This is a genomic window from Neptunicoccus cionae (genome assembly GCF_002860325.1).
In the GTDB taxonomy this organism is placed as follows: Bacteria; Pseudomonadota; Alphaproteobacteria; order Rhodobacterales; family Rhodobacteraceae; genus Amylibacter; species Amylibacter lutimaris.
In genome coordinates this window covers 297,755-324,704 of record NZ_PKOJ01000004.1, presented here as the reverse complement: position 1 = coordinate 324,704, position 26,950 = coordinate 297,755, and the positions used below count along the sequence as shown (strand labels likewise).

The 26,950-nt window shown below is 57.4% G+C and carries 26 protein-coding genes; 11 read left to right on the top strand and 15 right to left on the bottom strand.

What is annotated here, in order from left to right; all coding sequences use genetic code 11:
• The 6 genes from C0U40_RS12275 (at position 1) to kynU (ending at position 7,319) form a co-directional block, all read left to right on the top strand.
• Entirely contained in the window at positions 1 to 912 is a 912-nt protein-coding gene (locus tag C0U40_RS12275) for an ABC transporter permease (protein ID WP_101656080.1), read from the top strand.
• 4 nt (positions 913 to 916) lie between these two features.
• Complete coding sequence (locus C0U40_RS12270; RefSeq protein ID WP_101656079.1) at positions 917 to 1,912, top strand: ABC transporter ATP-binding protein; 996 nt, start codon at positions 917 to 919, stop codon at positions 1,910 to 1,912.
• Entirely contained in the window at positions 1,909 to 2,925 is a 1,017-nt protein-coding gene (locus C0U40_RS12265; protein ID WP_101656078.1) for an ABC transporter ATP-binding protein, read from the top strand. Before C0U40_RS12270 ends, C0U40_RS12265 begins: the two co-directional genes overlap by 4 nt.
• The gene (locus C0U40_RS12260; RefSeq protein WP_286134942.1) at positions 2,925 to 4,505 is read left to right on the top strand and encodes a gamma-glutamyltransferase; all 1,581 of its coding nucleotides are present in this window, start codon (positions 2,925 to 2,927) and stop codon (positions 4,503 to 4,505) included. The genes C0U40_RS12265 and C0U40_RS12260 overlap by 1 nt, the downstream gene beginning before the upstream one ends.
• Complete coding sequence (locus C0U40_RS12255; protein WP_101656077.1) at positions 4,502 to 5,902, top strand: M20 family metallopeptidase; 1,401 nt, start codon at positions 4,502 to 4,504, stop codon at positions 5,900 to 5,902. The genes C0U40_RS12260 and C0U40_RS12255 overlap by 4 nt, the downstream gene beginning before the upstream one ends.
• A 166-nt stretch (positions 5,903 to 6,068) precedes the next feature.
• On the top strand, positions 6,069 to 7,319 hold the full coding sequence (gene kynU, locus C0U40_RS12250) for a kynureninase (RefSeq protein ID WP_101656076.1): 1,251 nt from the start codon (positions 6,069 to 6,071) through the stop codon (positions 7,317 to 7,319).
• Here the strand turns inward: kynU and C0U40_RS12245 are convergent.
• Positions 7,312 to 8,025, bottom strand: a complete 714-nt coding sequence (locus tag C0U40_RS12245) for a GntR family transcriptional regulator (RefSeq protein WP_101656075.1) — start codon at positions 8,023 to 8,025, stop codon at positions 7,312 to 7,314. The two genes, kynU and C0U40_RS12245, sit on opposite strands and share 8 nt — an antisense overlap.
• Before the next feature lie 103 nt (positions 8,026 to 8,128).
• Positions 8,129 to 9,256: a zinc-dependent alcohol dehydrogenase family protein gene (locus C0U40_RS12240; RefSeq protein ID WP_101656131.1), complete on the bottom strand. Its 1,128-nt coding sequence runs from the start codon at positions 9,254 to 9,256 to the stop codon at positions 8,129 to 8,131.
• Positions 9,257 to 9,473: 217 nt separating this feature from the next.
• Here C0U40_RS12240 and C0U40_RS12235 point away from each other — a divergent pair, with 217 nt between their 5' ends.
• Both C0U40_RS12235 and C0U40_RS12230 read left to right on the top strand, forming a co-directional pair.
• Positions 9,474 to 10,412 (top strand): aminotransferase class IV, encoded by a 939-nt coding sequence (locus C0U40_RS12235; RefSeq protein ID WP_101656074.1) that lies wholly within the window; start codon positions 9,474 to 9,476, stop codon positions 10,410 to 10,412.
• A complete protein-coding gene (locus tag C0U40_RS12230; RefSeq protein ID WP_101656073.1) occupies positions 10,409 to 11,083 on the top strand; it encodes a GntR family transcriptional regulator in 675 nt (224 codons plus the stop codon). Before C0U40_RS12235 ends, C0U40_RS12230 begins: the two co-directional genes overlap by 4 nt.
• An 8-nt stretch (positions 11,084 to 11,091) precedes the next feature.
• On the opposite strand, the gene C0U40_RS12225 is transcribed toward C0U40_RS12230, so the two are convergent.
• From C0U40_RS12225 to C0U40_RS12190, 8 genes are all read right to left on the bottom strand, one after another.
• On the bottom strand, positions 11,092 to 11,991 hold the full coding sequence (locus tag C0U40_RS12225; protein ID WP_101656072.1) for a LysR family transcriptional regulator: 900 nt from the start codon (positions 11,989 to 11,991) through the stop codon (positions 11,092 to 11,094).
• A 172-nt stretch (positions 11,992 to 12,163) separates the two neighbouring features.
• Entirely contained in the window at positions 12,164 to 13,516 is a 1,353-nt protein-coding gene (locus C0U40_RS12220; RefSeq protein WP_101656130.1) for a PepSY-associated TM helix domain-containing protein, read from the bottom strand.
• 180 nt (positions 13,517 to 13,696) lie between these two features.
• Complete coding sequence (locus tag C0U40_RS12215; RefSeq protein WP_101656071.1) at positions 13,697 to 14,290, bottom strand: SCO family protein; 594 nt, start codon at positions 14,288 to 14,290, stop codon at positions 13,697 to 13,699.
• A gap of 15 nt (positions 14,291 to 14,305) precedes the next feature.
• Positions 14,306 to 14,854: a copper chaperone PCu(A)C gene (locus C0U40_RS12210; RefSeq protein ID WP_145991931.1), complete on the bottom strand. Its 549-nt coding sequence runs from the start codon at positions 14,852 to 14,854 to the stop codon at positions 14,306 to 14,308.
• Positions 14,855 to 14,965: 111 nt separating this feature from the next.
• Positions 14,966 to 15,307, bottom strand: coding sequence for a hypothetical protein (locus C0U40_RS12205; RefSeq protein WP_145991930.1), 342 nt, complete (start codon positions 15,305 to 15,307; stop codon positions 14,966 to 14,968).
• Between the two features lie 101 nt (positions 15,308 to 15,408).
• A complete protein-coding gene (locus C0U40_RS12200) occupies positions 15,409 to 16,038 on the bottom strand; it encodes a class I SAM-dependent methyltransferase (RefSeq protein WP_101656068.1) in 630 nt (209 codons plus the stop codon).
• 5 nt (positions 16,039 to 16,043) lie between these two features.
• A complete protein-coding gene (gene pssA, locus C0U40_RS12195) occupies positions 16,044 to 16,811 on the bottom strand; it encodes a CDP-diacylglycerol--serine O-phosphatidyltransferase (protein ID WP_101656067.1) in 768 nt (255 codons plus the stop codon).
• 2 nt (positions 16,812 to 16,813) lie between these two features.
• Positions 16,814 to 17,506, bottom strand: coding sequence for a phosphatidylserine decarboxylase (locus C0U40_RS12190; protein WP_180957684.1), 693 nt, complete (start codon positions 17,504 to 17,506; stop codon positions 16,814 to 16,816).
• Between the two features lie 232 nt (positions 17,507 to 17,738).
• Here C0U40_RS12190 and hutI point away from each other — a divergent pair, with 232 nt between their 5' ends.
• From hutI to hutU, 3 genes are read left to right on the top strand one after another with little or no spacing between them, the layout of a single operon-like run.
• Positions 17,739 to 18,950 (top strand): imidazolonepropionase, encoded by a 1,212-nt coding sequence (hutI, locus tag C0U40_RS12185; protein ID WP_101656066.1) that lies wholly within the window; start codon positions 17,739 to 17,741, stop codon positions 18,948 to 18,950.
• A complete protein-coding gene (gene hutH, locus C0U40_RS12180; protein ID WP_101656065.1) occupies positions 18,947 to 20,485 on the top strand; it encodes a histidine ammonia-lyase in 1,539 nt (512 codons plus the stop codon). Before hutI ends, hutH begins: the two co-directional genes overlap by 4 nt.
• Before the next feature lie 37 nt (positions 20,486 to 20,522).
• Positions 20,523 to 22,190, top strand: coding sequence for a urocanate hydratase (gene hutU, locus C0U40_RS12175; RefSeq protein WP_101656064.1), 1,668 nt, complete (start codon positions 20,523 to 20,525; stop codon positions 22,188 to 22,190).
• Positions 22,191 to 22,281: 91 nt separating this feature from the next.
• On the opposite strand, the gene C0U40_RS12170 is transcribed toward hutU, so the two are convergent.
• From C0U40_RS12170 to C0U40_RS12150, 5 genes are all read right to left on the bottom strand, one after another.
• Positions 22,282 to 23,571, bottom strand: coding sequence for a hydroxymethylglutaryl-CoA reductase, degradative (locus tag C0U40_RS12170; protein ID WP_101656063.1), 1,290 nt, complete (start codon positions 23,569 to 23,571; stop codon positions 22,282 to 22,284).
• Positions 23,572 to 23,595: 24 nt separating this feature from the next.
• Positions 23,596 to 24,192, bottom strand: coding sequence for a pyridoxamine 5'-phosphate oxidase family protein (locus tag C0U40_RS12165; protein WP_101656062.1), 597 nt, complete (start codon positions 24,190 to 24,192; stop codon positions 23,596 to 23,598).
• 78 nt (positions 24,193 to 24,270) lie between these two features.
• The gene (locus tag C0U40_RS12160; RefSeq protein ID WP_101656061.1) at positions 24,271 to 25,080 is read right to left on the bottom strand and encodes a carbohydrate ABC transporter permease; all 810 of its coding nucleotides are present in this window, start codon (positions 25,078 to 25,080) and stop codon (positions 24,271 to 24,273) included.
• Positions 25,077 to 25,943, bottom strand: a complete 867-nt coding sequence (locus tag C0U40_RS12155) for a carbohydrate ABC transporter permease (protein ID WP_101656060.1) — start codon at positions 25,941 to 25,943, stop codon at positions 25,077 to 25,079. Before C0U40_RS12155 ends, C0U40_RS12160 begins: the two co-directional genes overlap by 4 nt.
• Positions 25,927 to 26,736: a DeoR/GlpR family DNA-binding transcription regulator gene (locus tag C0U40_RS12150; RefSeq protein WP_101656059.1), complete on the bottom strand. Its 810-nt coding sequence runs from the start codon at positions 26,734 to 26,736 to the stop codon at positions 25,927 to 25,929. The genes C0U40_RS12155 and C0U40_RS12150 overlap by 17 nt, the downstream gene beginning before the upstream one ends.
• Positions 26,737 to 26,950: the final 214 nt, after the last annotated feature.

Genomic DNA, 26,950 nt, shown 5'->3' with positions numbered 1-26,950 from the left:
ATGAGCGACGCAACAACAAACATGACACCCGACCCGATGCTGGAGGCCATTGTCGGCCCCACGCCCGGACAAATGCTGCGCAAACGGATTTTCGGCCATCAGGGTCTGATGATCGGTGTCGTGGTACTTGGAATACTGGTGCTTGTGGCAATCTTTGCGCCCCTGTTGGCCCCGCACGATCCTTATGCCCAAAGTCTGATGGCGCGGATGAAACCCCCCGTGTTTCTGGGTGGCACATGGGAACATCCCCTTGGCACCGACCATCTGGGGCGGGATTACCTGTCGCGCCTGATCTACGGCGCACGCGTTTCCCTGCTCATCGGTCTGGTGGCTGCCACGATCTCCGGTGTGATCGGAACGGCAATGGGCGTGGCGGCCGGTTATTTTGGCGGCAAGGTTGATGCAGTTGTCACCTATCTGATCAACGTGCGGCTGGCGATGCCGGTGGTTCTGGTGGCGCTTGCTGTCGTGGCAATCCTTGGCGGATCGTTGCAGGTGGTAATTGTGGTACTGGGCCTTTTGCTTTGGGACCGATTCGCAGTTGTGATGCGTTCCAGCACCCTGCAGGTGCGCGGCCGCGAATATGTAGCAGCGGCCAAGGCGGTCGGCTGTTCCACTCCCCGTGTGCTGATGTCCGAGATCATGCCAAACATCGCCAACAACCTGATCGTAGTGATGACCCTTGAAATGGCCCACGCGATCCTTTTGGAAGCGGCGTTGTCGTTTCTGGGTCTGGGCGTTCAACCCCCCACCCCAAGCTGGGGTCTGATGGTGTCCGAAGGCAAGAACATGATGCTGTTCGAGCCATGGATGGTCCTGATCCCAGGTGCTGTATTGTTCGTGCTGGTTCTGGCAATCAACCTGATGGGCGATGGTCTGCGTGACGTCACTGCCCCAGAAAACCGGAGTTAAACTGATGAACAGTCCACTTTTGCGCGTAAAAGACCTGACCATCGACATTCCGGTCGGTGGGGGCACTCTGAATGCGGTGCGCGGCATTGATTTTGATCTGAATCGCGGGGAAACCCTGTGTATCGTTGGCGAAAGCGGTTCGGGGAAATCCCTGACCTCGCTGGCGCTGATGGGTTTGCTCGGCGGGCGTATCAAACGCACCGCAACACAGATGGAATTTGACGGCATTGACCTGACCAAAGCCAACAACAAGACAATGCGTGCCTTGCGCGGCGACCGGATGGCGATGATCTTTCAGGAACCGATGACATCGCTCAATCCGGCCTTCACTATCGGCAACCAGTTGATGGAAGCGCTGCTGCTGCACCGCAATGTCGGCAAGGAAGCGGCCCGCGCCCGTGCCATCGAGTTGTTGGAAAAGGTTGGCATCACCGCCGCTGAAAGCCGTCTGTCGCAATATCCCCACCAGCTTTCGGGGGGGCTGCGCCAGCGCGTCATGATCGCAATGGCCCTGATGTGCGAACCCGAACTGATCATCGCGGATGAACCCACAACCGCGCTTGATGTGACCATTCAGGCGCAAATTCTGCGTTTGCTGGTGGACCTCGGGCGGGAAATGAACATGGCGATGATCCTGATCACGCACGATCTGGGCGTTGTGGCCCGCGTCGCAGATAAAGTCGCGGTGATGTACGCAGGTGAACTGGTGGAAACCGGATCGGCGGAACAGGTGTTCAACGCGCCGATGCACCCCTACACCCGTGGCCTGCTGCGCTGCATCCCGCAACCGGGCAAAACCGAACGGGGTGCGCGTCTTGGCACCATTCCGGGCATCGTTCCGAACCTTGTCGGCGGTGTAACCGGCTGCCCGTTCCGCACACGTTGCGATCAGGCCGTTGCCGCCTGTCGCGACGCCATCCCCCACAGAAAGCCTGCGGAGAACCACCGTTTCCGCTGCGTCCACGAGACAGGCCATCAAATCGCGGAGACCGCCGTATGAGCACGACCGAAACAAACCACCCGGTGCTGGAACTGCGTAACGTTTCCAAGACCTACACCGTCAAGCAGGGGATGTTTGGCAAGCCGAAACCCCTGAAAGCGATCAATGATGTGTCTCTCTCCCTCAACCGGGGTGAGGTCCTTGGCCTTGTGGGTGAATCCGGCTGCGGGAAGTCCACACTCGCCAAAATCCTGCTGGGCCTTGAAGACCCGACAAAAGGGGAAGTGCGGGTCGACGGTGAAGTCATCGGCGCCACCGACCGGCGGACCCTCGCCCGCCGGATCCAGCCGATTTTCCAAGACCCGTACTCCTCGCTGAACCCGCGCAAATCTATTGAGGATATTATCTCTCTGCCGTTGCGGGTGCATAACATCGGCGACAGCAATTCGCAGGACAAGGCAGTTCGGGACATCCTTGACATTGTCGGCCTGCCTCAACGGGTGATGCGCACCTATCCAAGCCAGATGTCCGGCGGCCAGCGCCAGCGCGTAGCGATCGCGCGGGCGCTGATCATGAAGCCTGAGATCGTGATTTGTGACGAACCGACTTCTGCGCTCGATGTGTCGGTGCAAAGCCAGATTCTGAATCTTCTGAATGACTTGCGGGCAGAATTTAACCTGACCTACCTCTTCATCAGCCATGACCTTGCCGTGGTGGAACATCTCGCTACCCGCGTGGCTGTGATGTATCTGGGCCGGATCGTTGAGGAATCCTCCGTAGGTGGGCTGTTTGACACTTCGGGACACCCTTACACGCAGGCTTTGTTGAAATCTGTGCTGACACCGGAAGCGGGCAAAGGCGTGCCGGATACAGAATTGGGCATGGAATACCCGAACCCGATTGCACCACCAAGCGGGTGCCATTTCCACCCCCGTTGCCCGATGGCGATGACACACTGTGCAAGCATCCCGCCGCGCCCTGTTCCGACACCAGAAGGGCATGTAGAATGCCACCTGTTCGACTCGGAAAACGATCATAACACAGGCGCACCTTTGGTGCGGGAGGGCGTGTAATGATCCCGAACCTTTCAAACAGCCAGACTGTCCGCAAAACCGTGATCGAAACGGAACACGGCGTGGTAGCAGCTCAACATTCCCGTGCTGCCCGCATCGGCGCAGAAGTCCTTGCTGCGGGCGGCGACGCCGTGGATGCGGCAACCGCAGTATCCTTCGCGATTGGCGTTGTCGAACCGTGGATGTCCGGCCCTGCCGGTGGCGGGGCGATGATGCTTTGGCGCGCGCATGAACAAAAGGCTTACGCGCTTAACTACGGGATGCGCTCTCCGAAGAACCTCGACATTGCCGATTATCCTTTGTCGGGTGCGGGCAAGGCCGACGACCTGTTCCCTTGGGAAAAGGTGGTAGACGACTGCAACGTTCAGGGTGCCAAATCCATCGCCGTTCCGGGGCTTGTGGATGGCGTTGGCAAAGCGCACGATCGATTTGGCAAAATGCCTTGGCGCGATCTGGTGCAGCCTGCGGTCGATCTGGCCAATGAGGGTCTTTACGTGGACTGGTATGCCGCGTTGATCATCGCCTCTACCACCCGTGCGCTGGCGCAAGACCCTGATGCCGCTGCGCTTTTTCTGGAGGACGGCCAGTGGCCGACCATTGCCGGATGGACCAGCGTTGCCGAAAAACGTCTGAACATGAAGGCAATGGGCCAGTCCCTTGCAGAGATTGCAGAAAAAGGCCACCGCGCGCTCTATGACGGGGATCTGGGGGCGGCGATGGCTGAAGATGTTCAGGCCAAAGGTGGCAGTCTGAGCCATGAGGACCTTCGTGCCTACAACGCCAGCTTTCATGCACCGTTGGAGTTCAGCCATGGCAGCGCAAAGTTCAACGTTCTGCCCGGTCTGACCGCTGGTCCGACTTTCCAACAAGTGTTCCAACACATTGATCCGTCGACCATGAATGGTAAAGCGCCGGACGGTGCAGCCTATGCCGCCTATGTGGACGGGCTGAAAGCGGCCTATGCCAAACGGCTGGCAGAGATGGGCCATGACGGGGAATCCCCCGAAGCGCCCGGATGCACCACACATTTCTCGGTTGTAGACCGTCACGGCAATATGGTGGCCCAGACCCAAACCCTGCTGTCGATTTTTGGCAGCCGCGTTGTGTCGCCCTCTACCGGCTTTCTGATGAACAATGGGATCATGTGGTTTGACCCGACACAGGGTAAGCCGAACTCTCTGGCAGCAGGCAAACCCTGCCTGATGAACGTCTGCCCTGTTCTCGGGGAAACCGGCGATGGCGCACGCTTTGCCTTTGGCGCATCAGGCGGACGCAAGATTGTTGGTGCCGTGTCGCAGCTTTCGTCTTTCGTCAGCGATTATGGCATGTCCCTGTCGGATGCTTTCCACCACCCGCGCATTGATGTGTCAGGCGGAGACACGGTCGTTGTCGACGATGCCTTGCCAGAGGATGTTCAGAACGGACTGGCAGAAAAACACCCGATCCACAGCACACGCCGCACGGTCTTTCCCTACGCTTTTGCCTGCACCGCCGGTGTCATGCGGCGTGACGGTAAAAATGCCGGCTGTACCGAAATCATGTCCCCTTGGGGCGATGCAATATCCGAGGATCAAATATGACCCGCGACACAACAATAGAGCGTATTTCCAGCTATTTCGATGATGGCACCTTCCAGTCCGAACTAGCCACTCTGGTCTCTCATGAAACCGAAAGCCAGAACCCGGAGCAAAAGGAAAAGCTGGGGGTCTATCTTGAACAGGCCATCCGGCCCCGTCTTGAAGCTGCCGGTTTCACTTGCGAAATTTTTCCCAACCCTAACCCTGACGGTGGCCCGTTGCTGATCGGGGAACGGATCGAAGACCCTGCCCTGACCACGGTTCTGACCTATGGCCACGGCGATGTGATCCGCGCCCAAACAGATCAATGGCGCGAGGGATTACACCCGTTCAAACTCGTCGAAGAAGGTGATCGGCTTTACGGACGCGGGACGGCGGACAACAAAGGCCAGCATCTTATTAATATCGCCGCCTTAGAGGCTGTTATCGCAGAGCGGGGATCGCTCGGGTTCAATGCAAAAATTGTTCTTGAGATGAGCGAAGAAACCGGTTCTGCCGGTCTGCGTGAATTCTTTGAAGCGCAGAAGGAGCGCCTGTCCGCCGATGTTCTCATCGCATCTGACGGGCCAAGGTTGCAACCGGACCGGCCGACTATGTTTATGGGATCACGGGGCGGTATCGGCTTTGACCTGACACTTGATTTGCGCGAAGGGGCACACCATTCCGGAAACTGGGGCGGATTGCTTGCCGATCCGGCGATGATCCTGTCTCATGCGCTGGCGACGATTTGTGACCGTCGCGGCCAGATCCAGATCCCCGAGTGGCGTCCGACCAGCCTGACGGATGATATTCGCGCCGCCCTGAAAGATCTTCCAGTGTCAGAAGGGGACGGCCCAGAGGTCAACGCGGATTGGGGCGAAGAGAGCCTGACCCCTGCGGAACGGGTTTACGGCTGGAACAGTTTTGCTGTACTTGCCATGACTTCCGGCGTGCCCGAAGCGCCGGTAAACGCAATCTCCGCAAGAGCGCGGGCCACCTGCCAGCTACGCTATGTGGTGGGAACGGAAACAGACGACATTCTGCCCGCCCTGCGCCGCCATCTGGATGCCAACGGGTTTGAGGATGTGAAAATCACCCCGCAGGACCGCGGTTTCTTTGCGGCGACCCGTTTGGATCCGAAGCATCCGTGGGTGACCTATGTAAAGGACAGCCTGACCCGCACCGCAGGGCAGGAACCCCATGTATTGCCCAATCTTGCAGGCTCCCTGCCCAACGACAGCTTCAGCGATGTGTTGGAACTGCCGACAGTTTGGGTGCCTCACAGCTATCGCGGATGTTCCCAGCATGCTCCGGACGAGCATGTTCTCAAACCCGTCTGCCGCGATGCGTTGCAAGTGATGGCGGGTCTGTTTTGGGACATTGGTGCGGACAGGGATGCCGTGCCGGCCAAAGCCGGATAAGGCCTTTCGCCTGAAGTACTAGAAAAAGACCGCCAGCGTGCGGTCTTTTTTCGTTTCAAAGGGACGAATTACAGCGGAACATGCCCGATCTTAAAATTATATATAATTATTGAAATCCATCATTCTAATATATACAATCAGTTCCATAACCCCTTCGGAGCCTGAAATGACCCAGCAAACCTATACCCGTGATGCCATCAAAAAGATGGATGCCAATGATCCGGTTTCCTATCTGCGGGACCGTTTTAATCTGCCGGAGGGTGTAATTTATCTCGATGGCAACTCCCTTGGCGCACTGCCAAAAGGCATTGATGCGCGGTTGCAAAAAGCAGTGACAGAGGAATGGGGCAAAGGCCTGATCCGCAGCTGGAACGACGCTGGCTGGTATCCCGCGCCGCAACGAACCGGCGCTGCAATCGCACGGCTGATCGGGGCCAAAGAGGATGAGGTCGTTGTGTGCGATTCCACCTCCGTGAACCTCTACAAGGTACTCGTCGGGGCGCTGCGGATGCGCAAGGACCGCAAGGTCATCATTTCGGAACAGGGGAACTTCCCGACAGACGTTTATATCAATGCCGAGGTCGCGGATATGATGGGCTTCGAGTTGCGCTGTGTCGCACCGGAGGCGGTGGAAGAGGCGATTGCCGAAGCGGGCGAAACGCTGGCTGCCGTGCAACTGACCCATGTGCACTACAAGTCGGGTCGTATTTATGACATGAAGGGCATTACCGAACAGGCCCAAGCATTGGGCGGGCTTGTGATCTGGGATCTGGCCCATTCGGCAGGTGCCCTGCCGGTGGATCTGAACGGCTGCAATGTGGATTTTGCAGTGGGCTGCGGGTATAAATACCTGAACGGCGGACCGGGCGCACCGGCCTTCCTGTTTGTCGCGTCCCGCCACCTGCCCGACATGCACCAGCCGCTCGCCGGCTGGCATGGGCACGCACAGCCTTTCGCCTTTACCCAAAGCTATGAACCCCATGCAAAGATTGACAAAATGCTGACCGGCACGGCCTCCCAGCTTGGTCTGATCGCGCTGGAAGAAGCACTTGGCGTTTTTGCGGATGTGGACATGTCGGACCTTCGCAAAAAGAACCAGCAGCTTGGCGATCTGTTCATTGCTTTGGTGGAGCAGGAACTGTCGGGCATGGGTTTCGAACTCGCCAGCCCGCGCGAGGCCGAAGCGCGGGGCAGTCAGGTATCCCTGACCCACGAGGAGGGATATCCGATCATGCAAGCGCTGATCGCGCGGGGTGTGATCGGGGATTTCCGTGCGCCCGACATTCTGCGCTTCGGCTTTGCTGCACCTTATGTAACCTATCAGGATATTTGGGATTCAGTCAGTCACCTGCGGGAAATCATGGAAACCGGCGAATGGGATCAGGCCAAGTTCAAAACCCGCCAGGCCGTCACCTGACCGCTTCGCCCAAGGCCGTGGTAAACACCTGTCGTGTAAGTTGAATATGCGCGCCGAGCAGATGTTCGGCGCGCTTTTTGTCACGATCGATGACCGCTTCCATGATCACTGTATGACCCTCTAGGGAAAGAGCCTCTGCAAGACGGGCAACAACGGCGTCGCGCTCTGCCCCGCCTGTTTGGGCTGCACGAATGGCCGGACTGATGGCAAGGTATTTACGGTGCCGCAGCAATTGTGCGTTCACGTGATCGTAAAAATAATGTAGCGTTTTGGACGGGCACGCCGCAAGCAGGGCACGATGAAACCTGTCGTGGAGCGACTCCCAAGCGTCAAAATCGGACTCTGTCAGATGGCCTGCATCCACCTTGAAGCGTCCCAGACGGAAATGGGCTGTGACGATTGCCTCTTCCCAAGCCTCGTCGCCCTGTTCCATCGCTTCGCGCAACATGGCCAGCTCAACCGTCTGGCGCGCATTGGTCAGATCGTGCAGCTCTGCTTCTGATACTGGCGCCACGACGAACCCGCGATTTTCCCGAGAGAGGACAAGCTGTTCGGATTCCAGCCGCGCCAGCGCTTCCCGCATCGGGGTCCAACCGAACCCGTATTGCGCACATAGCTTCTTCAGGTTCAGCGGCGCGTCAGGTGCCAGACGGGTAAACAGAATATCCTGCTTCAACGCCTGATAGGCATCTTCTGTTTTGGACACGGTCGGCGGCTCCTGCTAGATGGCCGTGATATATCCCACATCACATTCGCGCCAAGTATATATAACCGCCTGCGCAGGACAATCGGAAGTTTCCGGCCGGCGCCTAGCTGAAGTCGATGATCTGCCGGATTTCGGTTCCTGCATGCAAACGGTCAAACCCGGCGTTGATGTCTTCGAGTTTCAAACGGTCGGTCATCAGCTTCTCAATCGGAAGCTTGCCGCATTTATGCAGGCCGAGGAATTTGGGAATATCCCGCGATGGCACACCCGAGCCAAGGTAGCTGCCCTTCAATGTCCGTTCTTCGGCTGTAAACGTTACCGCAGGCAAGTCCAGACGCGCAGCAGGGTTAGGAAGACCACCGGTCACAGTGGTGCCTCCCCGTCTTGTAATGCCGAAACTGAATTCCAGAGCGCGCGCGCTACCGGTGAAATCAAGCGCGGATTCCACGCCGCCATTTGTAGTATCTCGGATTTGCTCCAAAGCATCTTCATCATCCGCATTCACCGTGTGGGTCGCCCCCAGTTCCGCAGCGAGTTTGAGCTTCTCGGGTATCCGGTCTACTGCCACGATCGTTTGCGCCCCAGTGGCGACTGCTCCCATAACAGCCGCCAGCCCAACGCCGCCCAAACCGACAATCGCTGTGGTCCCTGCAGGATGCACTGCACCCGTATTAAAAACTGCTCCGGTTCCCGTCAGCACGGCGCAGCCAATCAGCGCCGCGATATGAAGCGGTGTTTCCTTGTCCACCTTCACCAAAGAATGGCGCGACACGGTGGCATATTCGGCGAAACAGGAAACTCCCAGATGGTGGAGAACCGGTTCCCCGTTCCGGCTGAGGCGGGTGCCCCCGCCAAGAAGCACACCTTCCCCGTTCGCCGCAGCACCGGGTTCACACAGCGCAGGACGGCCGCTTTGACAGGGGGCGCAATGGCCACAACTGGGCACAAAAACACAGACCACATGATCTCCGACCTCGAGATCGGTTACACCCGCACCGAGTTCTTCGACAACGCCCGAAGCCTCATGCCCCAACACCATCGGCACGGGACGTGGACGGTCACCGTTGATTGTGGAAAGATCGGAATGGCACAGACCTGCCGCAACAATCCGCACAAGAACCTCGCCATATTGCGGCCCTTCAAGATTCACTTCCTGCACAACCAGCGGGCGGGTTTGCTCATAGGGCATGGCCCGTCCAACTTCTTCCAGAACGGCGGCTTTGATCTTCATGGTCGTCTCTTTCTGTTGTGGCATTGGTTCTGTCCAAAGTTCTAGCCGCTCCGCCACGCCGGACACAAGCATCACAAAACGCGCCGCAGCGTTCCCAAACTCCGGTCGGTGTAGCCACTGGCCGAACTATAGGGATTGCTAGGGAGCCAGATTGTTGACAATCAGACAATTTAATCTCAACTTACGCCGGAAATACGAACTGACAGAGATCCCCGAAATGACCGACCTAGCGCCTGCAAACCACACCACCCATGATGCGGATGAAGATGTCCGCAACGAGAACATCAAAATCTATATCAACGGCGAATTGTTCCATCGCGACGAAGCCAAGGTATCCGTCTATGACAGCGGTTTCATGCTGGGGGACGGGATGTGGGAAGGCATGCGCCTTTATGACGGGGTCTGGGCCTTTTTTGACGAACACATGGATCGTTTCTTCGGGTCCTGTAAAGCGGTCTCGCTGGACGTGGGGATGGACCGTGCGGGTATTCTGGACGCCCTGACCAAAACCGCTGCCGCCAATGATATGACTACGGATGTGCATTGCCGGTTGATGTTGACACGGGGCACCAAGGTCAAACCTTTCCAGCATCCGTCACTCAGCCGCTCCGGCCCGACGCTAGTGATTATCATGGAACATTCCAAACCTGTGGATAGCCTGCACAGTGCCGGTATACGTCTGGCCTCTGTCCCGCAGGTGCGCGGGTTGCCCAACAGTCAGGATGCCAAATTCAATAGCCATTCCAAGCTGAACTGTGTCATCGCCTGCCTGCAGGCAGAACAGGCCGGTGCGGATGAAGGGCTGATGCTGGACCCCCACGGATTTGTTAACACCACCAACGCCTGCAACTTTTTCATCGTGCGTAAGGGGGAGGTTTGGACCTCTACTGGCGATTACTGCATGAACGGTGTGACCCGTCAGAAGGTCATTGATCTGTGCCGCGCCAATGACATTCCGGTCTATGAGAAGAACTTCTCGCTCTATGAGGCTTATAGCGCGGACGAGGCTTTCCTGACCGGAACTTTCGGGGCGCAAACCCCCGTTGCAGAAATTGACGGCAAGATCATCGGCAGCGGAGAACGCCCTGTTATGGCGCGCATTCAGGGTCTCTACAAAAAGCTGATCCGCCAGAACATCGCAGAGCATAAAGTGTGAACCATCTCGCCGCGCTCAAACCACTGGAAGACACCACAATCCGAGGGCGCACTGTTGAACAGCTGCGCCGCCTTGTGGTGACGGGTGAACTGGCGGCTGGGATGCGACTGACAGAAACCGAGCTGGCCGACGCGCTTGGTATCAGCCGCGGCCCGCTGCGCGAGGCGATCCGCGAGTTGGTAGATATTGGCCTGTTGGTATCCAAACCCTACAAAGGATTGTTCGTGCGGGAAATCACCCGCAAGGATCTGGAAGAAATCTACTCGCTGCGTACCATGTTAGAGAGATTTGCCTTTCAGGAGGCATGGGAAAAACGCACACCCGAGGCGCTGGAAGATTTAAAGGCACGCAATAAAAAACTGATCGGGTCAATAGAAGCAGCGACTGATCCGCTCGGCCCAATCGAGGCGGAATTGCACCTGCACAGCTGGTGTTATGAACTGTCCGGTCACCGTCTGCTGCTGCAAAGCTGGAACCGGTTAAAGCCGAACCTGCAATTCTATTTTGCCATGCACCAGCAAGCCCACGAACGCAAAGGCCCGAAACGCAGGTCTCACGATCTGTATATCCGTCTGGCAAGCGGCAATGATCTGGGCGCGATGCTGGACCATCTGAACGATCACATGCGGCAAGGTCTGGAAACAACAATCGGCTTCATCGATTGCGCATAACCGACCGGTCACAGCTTCAGGCGGGCTTCTTCTATCATGAAATCAATAAAGCTGCGCACCTTCGGGTCCTGCAAACGCCGGTGGGGATAAAGACATCCCATAACCGATGCAACAGGCGGAGTGTCTGGCAGCAGTTCCACCAGTCGCCCCGCCTTCAGGTCATCCGCCACATCATAGCGCGGCTTGTTTACGATCCCGCGCCCGTCCAGCGCCCATTGCGTCAACACATCCCCGTCGTCACTGTCGTATTTTCCTGCCACTTCACATTTCTGTAGGCCGTCCGGAGTTTCCAGTGTCCAGAAATACTCCGGCGAGCGGGGATAGCGCAGCAAAAGACAATTGTGATCGCCATCTGTCAAATCCTGCGGTTTTTTCGGGATGCCGTGTTTTTCGAGATATGACGGCGCTGCACAGAGCACGCGGGGGCAATCCACAATCTTGCGCAGCTTCAGCGTGGAGTCCGGTGGCGTCCCGACAAAGAAAGCAACGTCCAGCCCATCTTCCAGAATATCCACCTTGCGGTCGGACAAACGCAGGCGCACCGAGATTTCGGGGTAGCGATCCACAAAATCCGGCACCAGTGGCGCAACAATCCGTTTGCCCATACCAAGGGGCGCGGTCACATGAATGGTCCCGCGCGGGTTTCCGGCAAACCCCGCAATCACCGCTTCGGCATTTTCAAGATTTTCAATCACCAGTCGGGCGTGATCGTAAAAACTGATCCCTGCGTCTGTCGGGGAAAGCTTGCGGGTTGTCCGATTGAACAGGCGCACCGAAAGGCGCTTTTCCAGCTCTTTAATCCGGTTGCTTGCCACCGCAGGGGTCAGGCGCAAATCGCGACCACCCGCGGTGATGCTGCCAAGTTCGACCACCCGCACAAAAACCCGAAGGCTCTCCAGATAGGGCATAGCTTCAACCTTCCTTTTCGTCAGAATACCCTACAGAGTCGGGGTTTATCTACAGATTATCAATATATCATTGAAAAAGCTCCCACAGAGCAACGTATTTCCATTAGTGCACAAGAGCGTCTGTCAGGCTTCGGGCGGGCAGACCACCCACCCGAAACCCAGCAACTGCGGTCTAGGTCGTTCTCAGGCGCGCCACCCCGTGGAGGCCGAGTTCGATTGCGGCAAAGACAACCATCGACAGGCCGACAAGCGGAAAGAACACAGCTGACAACCCTGCAATGATCCAGATCGCAGGCGGCACCCGCAGATCTGCGGGATAGGTCGGTGCAGCCAGTTTGCCCGCCGGACGCCGCCGCCACCACATCAATGCGGCAGAGACAGCCATGAGCACCATCGCGATACAAGCGAGCAGCAGCACAATCTGGTTCGCAAGACCGAATGCCTGCCCCATGTGAATGCTCACCCCCCATTCTGCCAGAAAGCCAAGCGTGCCAAGGTCCGAAAGCCCCATGTCAAACAGAACTTCGCCGGTGTATTGATCCAGATGCACCACCCGTTCCTGTGTGATGTCATCAGGATAGACCGAAGCCGTGAAAACACCTGTCGGACCGGACGGCATATTTAGCGCATAGCCTGCCGCAACCCCAAGATCTTCGACCTTCGCCACGATCTGATCCAGTCCTGCCGGTATTCCCGTAGATGTGGTCGATTGGGGCAACGGCTGATGCTCCAATATCCAGGGTGTGCGGTCCAGAACCTCCCCCGTAGGCACGTTGGACACAGGATAGGAAGACCAGTATCCGTCAGGCATCCCCAGCCCCAACTTGTACGACAGGTCATAAAACTGTTTGCCCCAGACGCCGGACCACGGCAGGCCGGTTAGCGACAGGAACAGGATAAAACCTGCCGTGTAAAAGCCGGTTACCGCATGGACATCCCGCCACCACGGCCGACCCTTCCTTGCCTTTACTGTCAAAACACCGGCCCTGCGGTTGCGCGGCCACCACAGGTACAATCCGGTTCCGACCAACAGCACCAGCCAACCGGCAACACCTTCGATAATCCGGTTGCCAAGCCAGCCAATGTATTCAAGCGAGTGTAACTTGCGGACTACCCACATTGCCGGACTACCTGATGCTCCGCTGTCCCATTGGCTGCCAAGGACTTCGGCGGTGTACGGGTTCAAAAAGACAGTGTTTTTAAGGCCGTCCTCGCCCACCAGGCGCACTTGCGCCGATGAATCTGCCGCTGCTGGCGGGACGTAGGCTTTCAGCGTACCGCCCCCGTACGCCAGCGCATTCGACGTGATCAGCGACGCCGGCTTGAACGCCGCTTCTTGAGGTTCCACGATCCTGAGACCGGAGTATACCGTGTTGTTTATCTCGTCCTTGAACAGGTAGATACCACCTGTCACGGCAAGAAGGATAAGAAAGGGCAGTACCAGCAATCCGGCATAGAAATGCCAGCGCCAGACAGCCCGATAGAGCCCGTTCGACGGGCGGGTTTTTTCAATCGTTTGTTTCATCTTTTGGGAACCATTCAACAGACCGTCTGCAAACCAAAGGCCAATAATGCAGCGGTCAACTGGCCTTTGAAGGCCGGAAAATTCGCGCAACTCGTCTGTGCGGTGGATAACAGTATCCACCGCACAGACGAGTTGCGCGAACAGGGTTAAGTTTGCGTCAGGTAACGGCGGGGCCGGTTGTCAGCCCCGTTGCATCCGCCGGATTTTGGCAATCGCACGGTCGAATGCTTCCTGATACCCGACCGGCTCAAAGAACCGGCCATTCGCATCAAACAGCAGCACGTTCGACGAATGGTCCATTGTGTAACTGTCATCCTGCGGCACCTTGCGGGCGTAGATTTTGAACGCTTTCACCGCTTTCTCAACCTCTTCGGGGCTTCCGGACACGCCAACCGCATCCGGTACCCATTCCACATAATCCTTGAGGCTTTCAACTGTATCCCGCTCCGGATCGACCGTGATAAAGAACACACGGATCTGGTTGTCAGGCCCAAGTTCTTCCTGCCATGTTGCGATATCCCCGAGACTGGTCGGACAGACATCAGGACAATGGGTAAAGCCGAAGAACACAGCCGAGGGGCGCCCCTTCAGACTGTCTTGGGTAAAGCTCTCTCCACCGGTGGTGACAAGTTCGTAGTCCCCCGGCCCGATCACGTCAGCCATGGCGTTTTGATAGGTTGGCTGGGCAAAGCGCGCCCAGACAAAAAGTCCAAGCGCAAGCATGGCAATCACCCAGAGGCCCAGAATGGCATAGTGTTTACGTTGAAAAGTCATTTCATCGGCTCCGGTTTAATGTCCGTCGTGTGTTGAATGATCACCCGACTTGCGGGCGTTTGGAGCTTTGATTGCGAGCGGAACCACAACTTCTCCGGCATTCTCAAAGGTCAGGGTCACTGGCAGGATTTCTTCCTTAATCAAAGGCTGCGTCAGGTCCATAAACATCAGATGCAACCCGCCCGGTTCCAGAACGACTGTCTCCCCGGCCGGAATGTGCAGCCCACCTTCCAACTTGCGCATCTTCATCACAGTTTCTGTCACCCTCATCTCGTGAATTTCCACGCGCGGGGAGACTTCGGTAGAAACAGAAACGAGACGGTCATCTGCATCGCCGCTGTGGGTTACTGCGAAGAAACCGCCACCGACCGGCTGGTTTGGCAATGTTGCACGGGCAAAACCGCCTGAAATTGTCAGATCGCCTATTGCAACTGCTTCGCCGGACTGTGCTGGGTTTAGGCTGCTTGTTTTAGCACTATGGCCAGTTGCGGTCTGTTCGGCCTGAGCCTGAGCGACACTGACCAGTCCCACCAGAACGGCGGACATAAGAATTGATTTGTACACGTTGTTACTCCGTCACATAGCGCACGTGGGAACACCACATCTTACGCTTGTCTTTTTTCGGGCAATTTGGGGCCCGCGTTTTCAGTCTTGATTGCCTTTAAACAGGCGGTATCAGACCAACGCCGGCGGAGCGCGGGTGGTGTAATGGGGCGAAGGTGCCTCTGCGTGACGGGTCAAGCCCGCAAGAGCGCGCCATCCGTCAAAGGGCGTCAACAAAGTGACTGTTGCAGCCGGACGGATAAGGGGCGCCTTGGAAACGGTCAGACAGAACGGACATTCGTGGCTGTGGCCCGCAGTACCTTCTTCACAAAAGTCCGCAGCTGACAAACCGAACACCAAGGCGGTTTCCAGTTTGTCCACCTCGCCCCGTTCCGGCGCCATCATGGTCGCAGAGCTTACACCCGCCCAAGCGATCATTACTGCGGCGCAACAGGCCAGAAGAGAATATGTCAAACGACGGATCATAAGATGCTTATATCTGTGAATAGCTGCAAAGCTAAAGGGGCTGCGCCCCCGTGTCGCGTCTGGTTGTGACTGGTCAGAAACGGACCGGCTCAATTGCTCTGGGTTTTCTCCAGAACCAGAAACGTCATCATGTTAACCGGCGGCAGCGGTCGTTTTTCTACCAGCTTCAGGTTCGGCTGTTTCAGAACCGTGCTCATCTCGAAATCGGAATGCCACCCCAGCAGATTTGCGAAGGGCGCAGACATTTTTTCAACGACGGCCATTGCACCGGCTTCTTTGGCGAAGTGGTTGGTGATGACAACCTTTCCCCCGGGTTTGCAGACACGGGCCATTTCAGCCATCACTTTCTCCGGCTCCGGCACGACAGACACGATATGCATCGCCGCGACCGCATCAAAATAGTTATCCGGAAAATCCAGCTCCCGTGCATCCATCTGGCGCAGTTCCTTTACGTGGCTCAGCCCCTGTTTGTCCACTTTTTCGCGGGCCTTTTTCAGCATATCGGTGCTGAAGTCCACGCCTGTTACATTCAAACCGTCACGATAGTGCTGCAAGGCAAGCCCCGTGCCCACCCCCACTTCAAGAACGTTCCGGCAATCTTTTTGGCCGTTGATAAATCCCACAGCAGCCCGTCTTCCGCCGCTGGTGATGATACCAAAAGTCTTGTCATAAACAGGGGCCCATCGCGCATAAGAGGATTTGACTGCCTCAAGTTCCATCGTAACTACCCTTCAGTATTTTTCTTCGCTCTTCGATCCAGTTGAAACGCCCGTACCAGCCCCAGCAGATAAATCACGCAGAACAGCACAAGAGTTGCCCACAGATAGGTAAATAACGCAGCCGCCATCAAAACCGCCATCAACATCAGATATTTGGCGTATTTGCGAGCGATTGAAATGTTCTTGAATGAATATGTAGGAAGGCGGCTGATCATCAGCAAGCCGATTGCACCGATATAAATGGCAATCGCAACCGGCGGAATGGTCCCGATGTCAGGGAAAAGAAAAACAATAAACATCGGCAACATAACCAGCATTGCTCCGGCCGGAGAAGGTACGCCAATAAAATGGTCGGTCCCGCTGCTCGGGTCCGGAGACAGCTTTTCCAACCGGCTGGTCACGTTGAACCGTGCCAGTCGCAGCACACAACAGATTGTATAGCAGAGCACTGCGATCCAGCCCAATCCGGTGGTATCCGTCAGGGCCCAGTGATGCAGGATCAGTACAGGTGCCACACCAAAATTCAGGAAGTCCGCAAGGGAATCCAGTTCCGCGCCGACCGCACTGTCGGTGTTCATCATCCGCGCCAGACGCCCGTCAATCCCGTCAAGGACACAGGCCAGCAGGATCAATCGCACCGAAGTTTCAAAATCCCCCTGATACCCGAAGCGGATCGCTGTCAGCCCCGCACAGATTGCTCCGATGGTAATCACATTGGGCAAAAGCTGAAGAATACTGACTTCGGCTTTGGTATCGCTAGGAGGCTGGGACATAGTTAGTCCGTCCGTCCGGTCCGGCGCGGCTCGTCGGTGGCCAGATCAGCCAGTACTGTTTCCCCCGCGACCATATTCTGCCCCAGACACACCAGCGGCGCGACGCCATCTGGCAGATAGACATCAAGGCGGGAACCGAAGCGGATCAGCCCGAAGCGTGCGCCGGTGCGAATACCGTCGCCCACTTTCGAAAAACAAACGATGCGCCGTGCAACCAGCCCCGCGATCTGGACAACTGCAATCTGACGGCCATCTTCCATTTCGATGCACAGACTGTTGCGTTCGTTATCGGCGCTGGCTTTATCCAGCGAGGCATTGAAGAATTTACCGGGGCGATAGGCAATCGCCGTGATCTTCCCGCCAATCGGTGCGCGGTTTACGTGGCAGTTAAACACGCTCATGAACACGCTGACACGGGTCAGTGGCGTATCCGCCATGCCAAGTTCCGCAGGCGGCACTGCTTTTTCGATCAGCGAAACGACCCCGTCCGCAGGGCTGACGATCAAGCCGTCCCGTTCGGGTGTAACGCGCTTCGGATCCCGGAAAAAGTAATAGCACCAGACCGTCAGGCCCACACCGATCCAGCCAAGAAAATCAGCGATCAGGAAAAGCACCAGAGTAATCGAGGCAAAGATAGCCACGAATTTGCGGCCTTCCGGATGCATCGGTTTAATGAATGTGTCGCGCATTTTCACGGGGGTGTCGCCTTTCGTGCCGAGTTGCCCGCTTTCTATCCTGAACACCAAGCCTACTACAACGCGAAATATACCAGCTTGGCCTGATCGGCAATTTCATGGGCGCACCTCCAGCGCAAACCCCGTGCAAAGCGGAGTGTTACCATCAGCCGGCATCTGTTTTCCATTTTTTATGTATAGACATATAAGCAATGAGAATATACTTAATGCTGAACAGGAAGGAGATTCACCCATGCCCGACCGGACCCAATTACTGACAGACCTGAAGGCGGCGACGATGACAGAGACCGCCGCGCCATATGGAATGATCGAAGATGCCGCTATTGCGATCGATGACGGGACCATCGTCTGGATCGGTTCTGCTGCTGAAATTCCGGAGCAATATCAATTATTTGAAAATCGAACGATGGGCGGCAGACTGGTCACGCCCGGCCTGATCGACTGCCACACGCATATCGTGCACGGCGGCGATCGTGCGGTTGAGTTCGAGATGCGCCTTAACGGAGCCTCGTACGAAGAGGTCGCCCGCGCCGGTGGCGGAATCGTCTCCACCGTGACAGCCACCCGCAACGCCAGCGAATCCGAACTGTTGGCAGAGGCTTTGCGCCGCGTCGATGTGCTGATCAGCGAAGGTGTGACCACGCTTGAAATCAAGTCCGGTTATGGTCTGGACGTGGGCACCGAACTACGCATGCTGCGCGTTGCCCGTGCTATCCCGAACCATCGCCCTGTGCGGGTTGTCACCAGCTTTTTGGGCGCCCATGCCACCCCTGCCGAATACAAAGACCGCGATGACGCTTATATTGACGAGGTCTGCATCCCTGCCCTGCGTGCCGCCCACGCCGAAGGGCTGGTGGATGCAGTGGACGGGTTTTGCGAAGGCATCGCCTTCCAGCCTGACCAGATCGCCCGCGTCTTTGATGTGGCCAAGGAACTCGGCCTGCCGGTCAAGCTTCACGCTGAACAACTGTCCAACCTCGGGGGCGCGAAACTTGCCGCCCGTTACGGCGCTTTGTCGGCGGATCATATCGAGTATCTGGACGAGGATGGCGCAAAAGCGCTCGCAGAGGCTGGAACCGTTGCCGTAATCCTGCCCGGAGCGTTTTACACCTTGCGTGAAACACAGGCGCCGCCGATTGATCTGCTGCGCAAACACGGCGTTCCAATGGCGCTGGCGACTGATATCAACCCCGGTTCCTCGCCGCTGAATTCCATTTTGTTGACCCTGAACATGGGCTGCACCCTGTTCCGTATGACCCCCGAAGAAGCCCTGCGCGGTGTCACCGTCAACGCAGCCCGTGCGCTTGGCCTGTCGGATCAGGGCACCCTTGCCGCAGGTCAAAAGGCGGATCTGACGGTCTGGGACGTAAAACACCCTGCAGAACTAGCCTATCGCATCGGATTTAATCCCCTTCACACCCGTATTTTCGGAGACCTTACATGACCACGCTTACCCTCTCCCCCGGTTCTGTGACGCTGGACGATCTGGCCGTGATCTACCGCGAGGGCGCCAGTGTGAAACTGGACCCTGCCTGCCATCCCGACATTGTTGCAGCGCAGGAACGGATCGACGCCGCCGCCAATGGCGATACTGCTGTTTATGGTGTGAACACCGGCTTTGGCAAACTGGCCAGCGTCAAGATCGCAGCCAAGGACACGGCCACTTTGCAGCGCAACCTGATCCTGTCCCACTGCTGCGGCGTGGGTGAGCCGATTGCAACCGCACACGCCCGCCTGATGATGGCGCTTAAACTCCTCAGCCTCGGGCGTGGGGCCTCGGGCGTGCGGCTGGAGATCGTGCATCTGATTGAATCCATGCTGGAAAAAGGCGTCACACCGCTGATCCCCGTGCAGGGATCGGTCGGGGCCTCGGGCGATCTGGCGCCACTGGCCCATATGGCCGCAGTGATGATGGGCCACGCCGAAGCGCAGTATCAGGGCGAAACCCTGAGCGGTGCAGAAGCCCTGAAACGGGCCGGACTGAAACCCGTTGTGCTGGGCGCCAAGGAAGGGCTGGCGTTGATCAACGGCACACAGTTCAGCACGGCTTTTGCTCTGGCGGGATTGTTTGACGCTTGGCGGGCAATGAATGCGGCGCTGGTGACATCCGCGATGTCCACCGATGCGATCATGGGCTCTACCGCCCCGTTGGAACCGGAAATCCACACCCTGCGCGGCCATGCCGGACAGATCGAAGCCGCCGCCACCATGCGCGACCTTCTGGACGGCTCGGTCATTCGTGAAAGCCACCGCGAAGGCGACACGCGGGTGCAAGACCCTTACTGCATCCGCTGCCAGCCGCAGGTTACTGGGGCTGCGATGGATATGCTCCGCATGGCCGCCCGCACGCTGGAGATCGAGGCCAATGCTGCCACGGATAATCCGCTGGTGCTGGTCGGCGCAGGCCTGATTGTATCGGGCGGGAATTTCCACGCCGAACCCGTAGGCTTTGCCGCTGACATGATCGCGCTGGCCGTTGCTGAAATCGGCGCAATCGCGCAGCGCCGGATCGCGCTGATCGTTGATCCGGTACTGAGCCATGACCTGCCGCCGTTCCTGACACCCAACCCCGGCCTGAACTCGGGCCTGATGATTGCCGAGGTGACCACGGCCGCGCTGATGTCCGAAAACAAACATCTGGCGAACCCCTGTGTGACCGATAGCACGCCCACCAGTGCCAATCAGGAAGATCACGTTAGCATGGCTGCCCACGGTGCCGTGCGTCTGGGACGGATGGTCGCCAATCTGGAACGGATACTCGGAGTGGAACTGCTGTGTGCGGCGCAAGGGATCGAGTTCCGCGCCCCCCTGACCACCAGCGCCCCGCTGGAGCGCGTGGTCAGTGAACTGCGCAAATCGGTCAAAACCATAGAGGAAGACCGCTATCTCGCCCCTGATCTGGAACAGGCCGCAGTGCTGATCCGCACCGGCGCAATCCTCAAGGCCGCCGCTGTTAAAACCCCTGCCCTGCGCGACTGAGCCGCGCCAGCCCCTATATTCTTTCGAAAGGTATCCCATGACCAATCCCCGCAAAAATGCCCGCGACGTCTTTCCGGCCACCGGAACCGAGATCACCGCCAAAAGCTGGCTGACCGAAGCGCCGATGCGCATGTTGATGAACAACCTGCACCCAGATGTGGCGGAAAACCCGCACGAGCTGGTGGTTTATGGCGGTATCGGCCGCGCGGCCCGTACTTGGGCGGATTTTGACAAGATCGTCGAAAGCCTGAAAGCGCTGGAGGATGACCAGACCCTGCTGGTGCAATCGGGCAAACCCGTCGGCGTGTTCCAGACCCACAAAGACGCGCCCCGCGTATTGATCGCCAACTCCAACCTTGTGCCCCATTGGGCCAATTGGGACCACTTTAACGAGCTGGATAAGAAAGGGCTTGCCATGTACGGGCAGATGACTGCCGGTTCGTGGATTTACATCGGTTCTCAAGGCATCGTGCAAGGCACCTATGAAACCTTTGTCGAGGCAGGCCGCCAGCATTACGGCGGTGATCTGAAAGGCAAATGGATTTTGACAGGTGGTCTGGGCGGCATGGGCGGCGCACAACCGCTTGCCGCCGTAATGGCAGGTGCCTGCTGTCTGGCGGTAGAGTGCAATCCGGATAGCATCGACTTCCGGCTTCGCACCAAATACGTGGACGAACGGGCGGAAACGCTGGACGAAGCGCTGGAGATGATCGAGCGCTGGACCGCAGCGGGTGAGGCAAAATCCGTCGGACTGCTGGGCAATGCTGCCGATATTTTCCCTGAACTGGTTAAACGAGGCGTGCGTCCCGATATTGTGACTGACCAGACCTCGGCCCATGATCCGGTCAACGGCTACCTGCCCCAAGGCTGGAGCATGGGCGAATGGCGCGAGAAGCGGGAGAGCGATCCCAAAGCGGTGGAAAAAGCTGCGCGGGCCAGCATGAAGGTGCAGGTCAAGGCGATGTGCGACTTCCACGCAATGGGCATACCCACCGTGGATTACGGCAACAACATCCGCCAGATGGCACTGGAAGAAGGGCTGGACAACGCTTTTGACTTCCCCGGATTTGTGCCTGCCTATATCCGCCCGCTGTTCTGCCGCGGCATTGGTCCCTTCCGATGGGCCGCGCTATCGGGTGATCCCGAGGACATCTACAAGACAGACGCCAAGGTGAAGGAAATCCTGTCCGAAGACGCCCATCTGCACAACTGGCTGGATATGGCGCGGGAGCGGATCTCCTTCCAAGGGCTGCCAGCGCGGATCTGCTGGGTCGGTCTGGGCGTGCGCCACAAACTGGGACTGGCCTTCAACGAAATGGTGCGAAAAGGCGAATTGAAAGCCCCGATCGTGATCGGGCGCGACCATCTGGATAGCGGCTCGGTTGCTTCTCCCAATCGCGAAACCGAGGCGATGATGGATGGTTCCGATGCTGTGTCGGACTGGCCGCTATTGAACGCGTTGCTGAATACCGCTTCGGGCGCGACTTGGGTGTCGCTGCATCATGGCGGGGGCGTTGGCATGGGCTTTTCCCAACACTCCGGCATGGTGATCTGTTGTGACGGTTCCGAAGACGCCGACCGCCGCATTGCGCGGGTGCTCTGGAACGATCCGGCAACAGGCGTGATGCGCCACGCAGATGCAGGCTATGAAGAGGCCAAGGAATGCGCGCGGGAAAACGGGTTAAACCTGCCGGGAATTCTGTAATCCCCGCAGTTAGACAATAATGACGACGCGTCTGGCCGGAGTGGTCAGGCGCGTCTGCCGGTTCAAGGGCTGTTCCTGCCGGAGATGATGCCTATTTCGCGTTCAAGAGAGTTCGCGCATTCGCAGCGCTCACATCCCCTGAAACCACCAGAGCACGGGCAATCCGGTCCACATCCGCGCCGCTGGCACCAGCCAAAATCGCGATATTGCGGGCATGCAAGGCCATATGACCTTTCTGGATACCCTCGGTCGAGAGCGCCCGCAGTGCTGCCATATTCTGCGCCAGTCCGACGGCGGCTGTAACCTCGGCCAGTTCCGTCGCGCTGCCCACATCCATTAGCCGCAACGCAGCCTGCGCTGCCGGATGGGTCTTCGTGGCCCCGCCCACCAGCCCCAGCGCCAGCGGCAGTTCGATACTGCCCGCCAGCCCGCCATCCGATGTTAGTTCCCATCGTGTCAGCGATGTGTAGCGTCCGTTCCGCGCAGCATAGGCATGAGCGCCTGCTTCAATCGCGCGCCAGTCATTGCCTGTTGCCAGCACCACCGGATCAATCCCGTTCATAATCCCCTTATTGTGGGTCGCTGCGCGGTAAGGATCAATGATCGCAAGCGTGCAAGCCTCCACCATACCTTTGGCAACATCAGCGCCTTGCAAGGTGTTCGTGTCCAGCGCCTCTGGCGGCAGCTCCACCCGCCCCCGCACAATCCGTTTGTCTGCAAGGTTTGAGAGGATACGCAACCGCACGGTGCCGCCTGTGATCCGCTCTACCTCGGGGGCAAGCGCCTCTGCCATCGTGTTGACCGTATTCGCCCCCATCGCATCGCGCACATCAACGATCAGATGGGCCACCACCATTGCGCCGACCGGAGTGTCGTCAAACACGTGAACCTCAATATCCTGACAGCCACCGCCCAGTTCGACCAAAAGCGTGTCTTTGGCATTGGCGGCTGCCATCAGGCTGTCACGATGAGACAGGATACGCTGACGGGCAGCATAAGGGTCGGTGATCCCAAGCACCTGAATCTGTGCCCGCATCAACGGCGCGGTGGCGCTGGTGTGAAACCCGCTGTAGGTCCTTGCTATCTTGGCCATGTAAGAAGCCGCAGCCACCACTGAAGGTTCCTCGACCGCCATCGGCACGAGGTACTCCTTGCCGTTCACCACAAAATTGGTCGCCACCCCAAGCGGCAATTCGAATTTGCCGACAACGTTTTCGATCATCCCGTCCGCGCGGGCCATATCCAGAACGTCCCGCCCCGCAAGTGTGGCCAGATCGTCCGGTGACAACCCCGCCGCCTGTCCGACAGCCGCAAGCCGTTGTGCGGGATCAAGTCCGCGCATGTTTTCAATCCGCGAGCAGATGTTTTTGCCTTGTGTCATTCCCGATCCCGTCCGGCCCAAGCCCTAGTAAAGTGTTTTCTGATAGATTGCCTGCATTGTGGCGTCATCCACCACTTCGGCCTCGCCCTTGACGTGATCGCGGATGATGTCGCTGAGCGTGGCAACCGGCCGTTCGGCAGGCCAGCCTTCCGGTTTCCACAAGCCCGCACGGATCGGTGCCTTGCCGCAATGGGTCAGGATCTTTTCCGCTGTCACCCGAGTAACCGTTTTGGGGCTGCGCCCGTTCACCGCAAACCGTGCGCAAATTTCAGGGTCGTCCAAAATTTCCGCCCGCCCGTTCACGCGCAGGGTTTCGCCCACCGTGGGGATCAGGAAAATCAGCGCCACTTGCGGGTTGGCCAGAATATTCATCAAACCGTCGATCCGGTTGTTGCCGGGGCGGTCCGGTATCAACAAGGTGGTATCGCTTTCGACCGTCACAAAACCCGCCGGATCGCCCTTCGGCGACACATCCAGCGTCTGGCCATTCGTAGTGGCCATAACCAGAAACGTGGCGTTTTCGATGAAATCGCGGCAATGGTGGTCAAATCGCGTGATCACTTTGGCCGCCGCCGCAGGGGATACCGCCCCGTAAAGGCTGCGCAGTTTTTCCGGTGTCATGGGACAGAGGCTCCTGTGTAATGGGTTTTGGTGCAATCGCTTTGTCACCCTAACTTGTGCATGACCGAAAGCCCCGCGTCAAACCTGACCGATCCGGAAACCCCGCGACAGGTGATTGCGCATCGCAAAGAGCAGCAATGCGCCCGGTGCCATGGAGGCAAGGGTGACGGCCATAACCAACCCGATGTCGGTTTGAAACCCGAACAGGGCATTGATCGCCATACTGATCGGCTTGCCGTTTGTCGTGGTGAGGATACGGGCAAATACCACCTCTACCCATGAAAACATAAAGCAGAAAAAAGCCGCTACAGCGATGCCAGCCCTGATTTGCGGGATCAGGATTGACCAGATGAAACGGGGCCGCGAATAGCCGTCAATAAAGGCCGTTTCGTCCATTTCCTGCGGGATGGCCGAGATAAACCCCTGCAAGATCCAGATGGAAATCGGCAGGTTGAACAGACAATGGGCCAGCGCAATTCCAAAGACCGAATTTACGATCCCGAGCGCCGAAAAAAGCTGAAAGATTGGCAGGGTCAGCACAACAGGCGGGGTTATGCGAAAGGCGATGAAGGCCAGAAACAGGGATTTGTCCCCGACAAACGACATGCGCGAAAAGGCATAGGCGGAGGGCAGCGCAACCGGAATTGTGATGCAGATATTGATCAGCACATAGGCGATAGAGTTGCCAAAGGCCGCGCGCAGGTTCGGATCTGCCAGAATGCCGGTGAAGTTTCGCAAGGTCGCTTGCCCTACATCCAGCCCTTCATGGGGCAGGGTCGCGACAAAGGCCAGCAACGTCATTTGCACAAGGGGCAGGCAAACAAAGATCATGAAAGCCAGCAGTGCAACGATCTTGATCACGTCAAGGTAGCGGTAGATCAGCTTCATGGGGCCGCCTTGTCCTCTAGTTTGCCCTGCGCCTTGGTAAACAGCCACGCCACTGTTACGATTATCAAGAAATACAGCACGGAACGGGCGGCGGAGGGACCATAGTTAAACGCCTTGATCTCTTCGCCCAGATCAACCGCCAGAAACAGCGTCGCCTCTGCCGGACCACCTGCGTTGATAGGGAAAGCTTCGGTGTAGATCATAAAGGAATCCATAAACCGAAGCAGTACGGCCATAAGCAGCACATTGTGCAAACGGGGCAACTGGATAAAACGGAACACATCCCAAGGACTCGCCCCGTCGATCGCAGCCGCCTGATAATAGGCGGCAGGAATTGTTGTCAGCGCAGAGTAGCACAGGATCACCACAAGACTGGTCCAATGCCAGACATCCATCATCACAATGACAACCCATGTGTGAAACGCCGAGGCTTTCCAATCCGCAGGCCAGCCGAGAATTGAACCCAAACGCCCCAGAAGTCCGGTTTCAGGATTAAGCAGGCTCAGCCACAGGGCGGGGATCATATTCCATGGCACCAGCAGTGGTAGTGCCACCACCACAAGCGACAGGCCGATCCAGAGACGACCCCTTGGAATACAAAGGGCAAGCCCGATCCCGAGCGGAATCTGGATCAGAAGCACTATCATCGAAAAGAAGATGCTGCGCCCGAAGCTCTGCCAGAAACGGGCAGAGCCGATCAGTTCGCCGTACCACTCCAGCCCGACCCAAAACCGTGAACTGAGAATAAAGATTTCAAAGAAAGAATAATTTACGACCGTTAATAGCGGGATCAATCCGATCAGGCCAAGAACCGCCATTGCGGGCAGCACAAATAACCACCCGGAATTATCTGTTGGCTTCATTTCGAGTCGCTTTGCGCCCCCGTAATCCGGCAGGTTCGGCGATCTGCACCTCGGTGCCCCAACCGGCGCAGTCTTCCATCAGGGATTTTGGCAATTTGCCATCCGTGTAAAACACATCCACATCCCGCAGGGAACAGATGGTCAGGGGGGCTTTGCGCTGGAATTTCAGGTGATCCGCCACGATCTTGACCTTTCGGGACCGCTGGATCGCGGTACTGCTGACCATGATTTCCTGACCGTCGAAGTCCAGCAAGTCCCCGTCCGCATCAATGGCCGAACAGCCCAGAACAGAATAATCAAACTTGAACTGTTTCACCATTTCCACCGTCAGACCGCCGACGATACCGGAATCCGCGCGCCGCAGGACTCCGCCCGCAAGAATGATCTCGCAACTCTGGTTTGCCGCAAGAATATTCGCGATGTTCAGGTTGTTCGTCACCACCAGCAGGTTCTCATGGTCGAGCAATTCCCGCGCTACGGCCTCTGTGCTGGTGCCGATGTTCATAAAAACCGAGGCACCGTTCGGGATTGCCGCTGCGCAACGCACGCCGATGGCTTTCTTGCCGGCTTCGTTTAAACGGCGGCGTTCCTCATAGATGATATTGACCACGCCTGACGGGACAACTGCGCCGCCGTGTACCCGCTCCAGACGTCCGCTTTCGGACAATTCCGCCAGATCGCGCCGGATGGTCTGAACAGTTACATCGTAGCGTTCTGCCAACCCGTCTACCGTAACCTTGCCCTGCTCCCGCGCAATTTCGAGAATTTCCTGCTGCCTGAAATTCGACACCATAGTGGCGTGCCCCTCTCCCCGTTTCCCATACCTGTCTGGCGTGGTCCTCCGGCTTGTATCAATCAACGGGCAGGTCCGAAGGTCAAGAGCGCGAATCGAGATTCTTGCGAAAGCGCGGGTAAAACCGGCCCGAAACGAAAAAATTAACACAGTAAAATCAGGTATTAATCCAAAAAAGAAAATAAACGAACATTCGTTATTGCAACAAATCTGT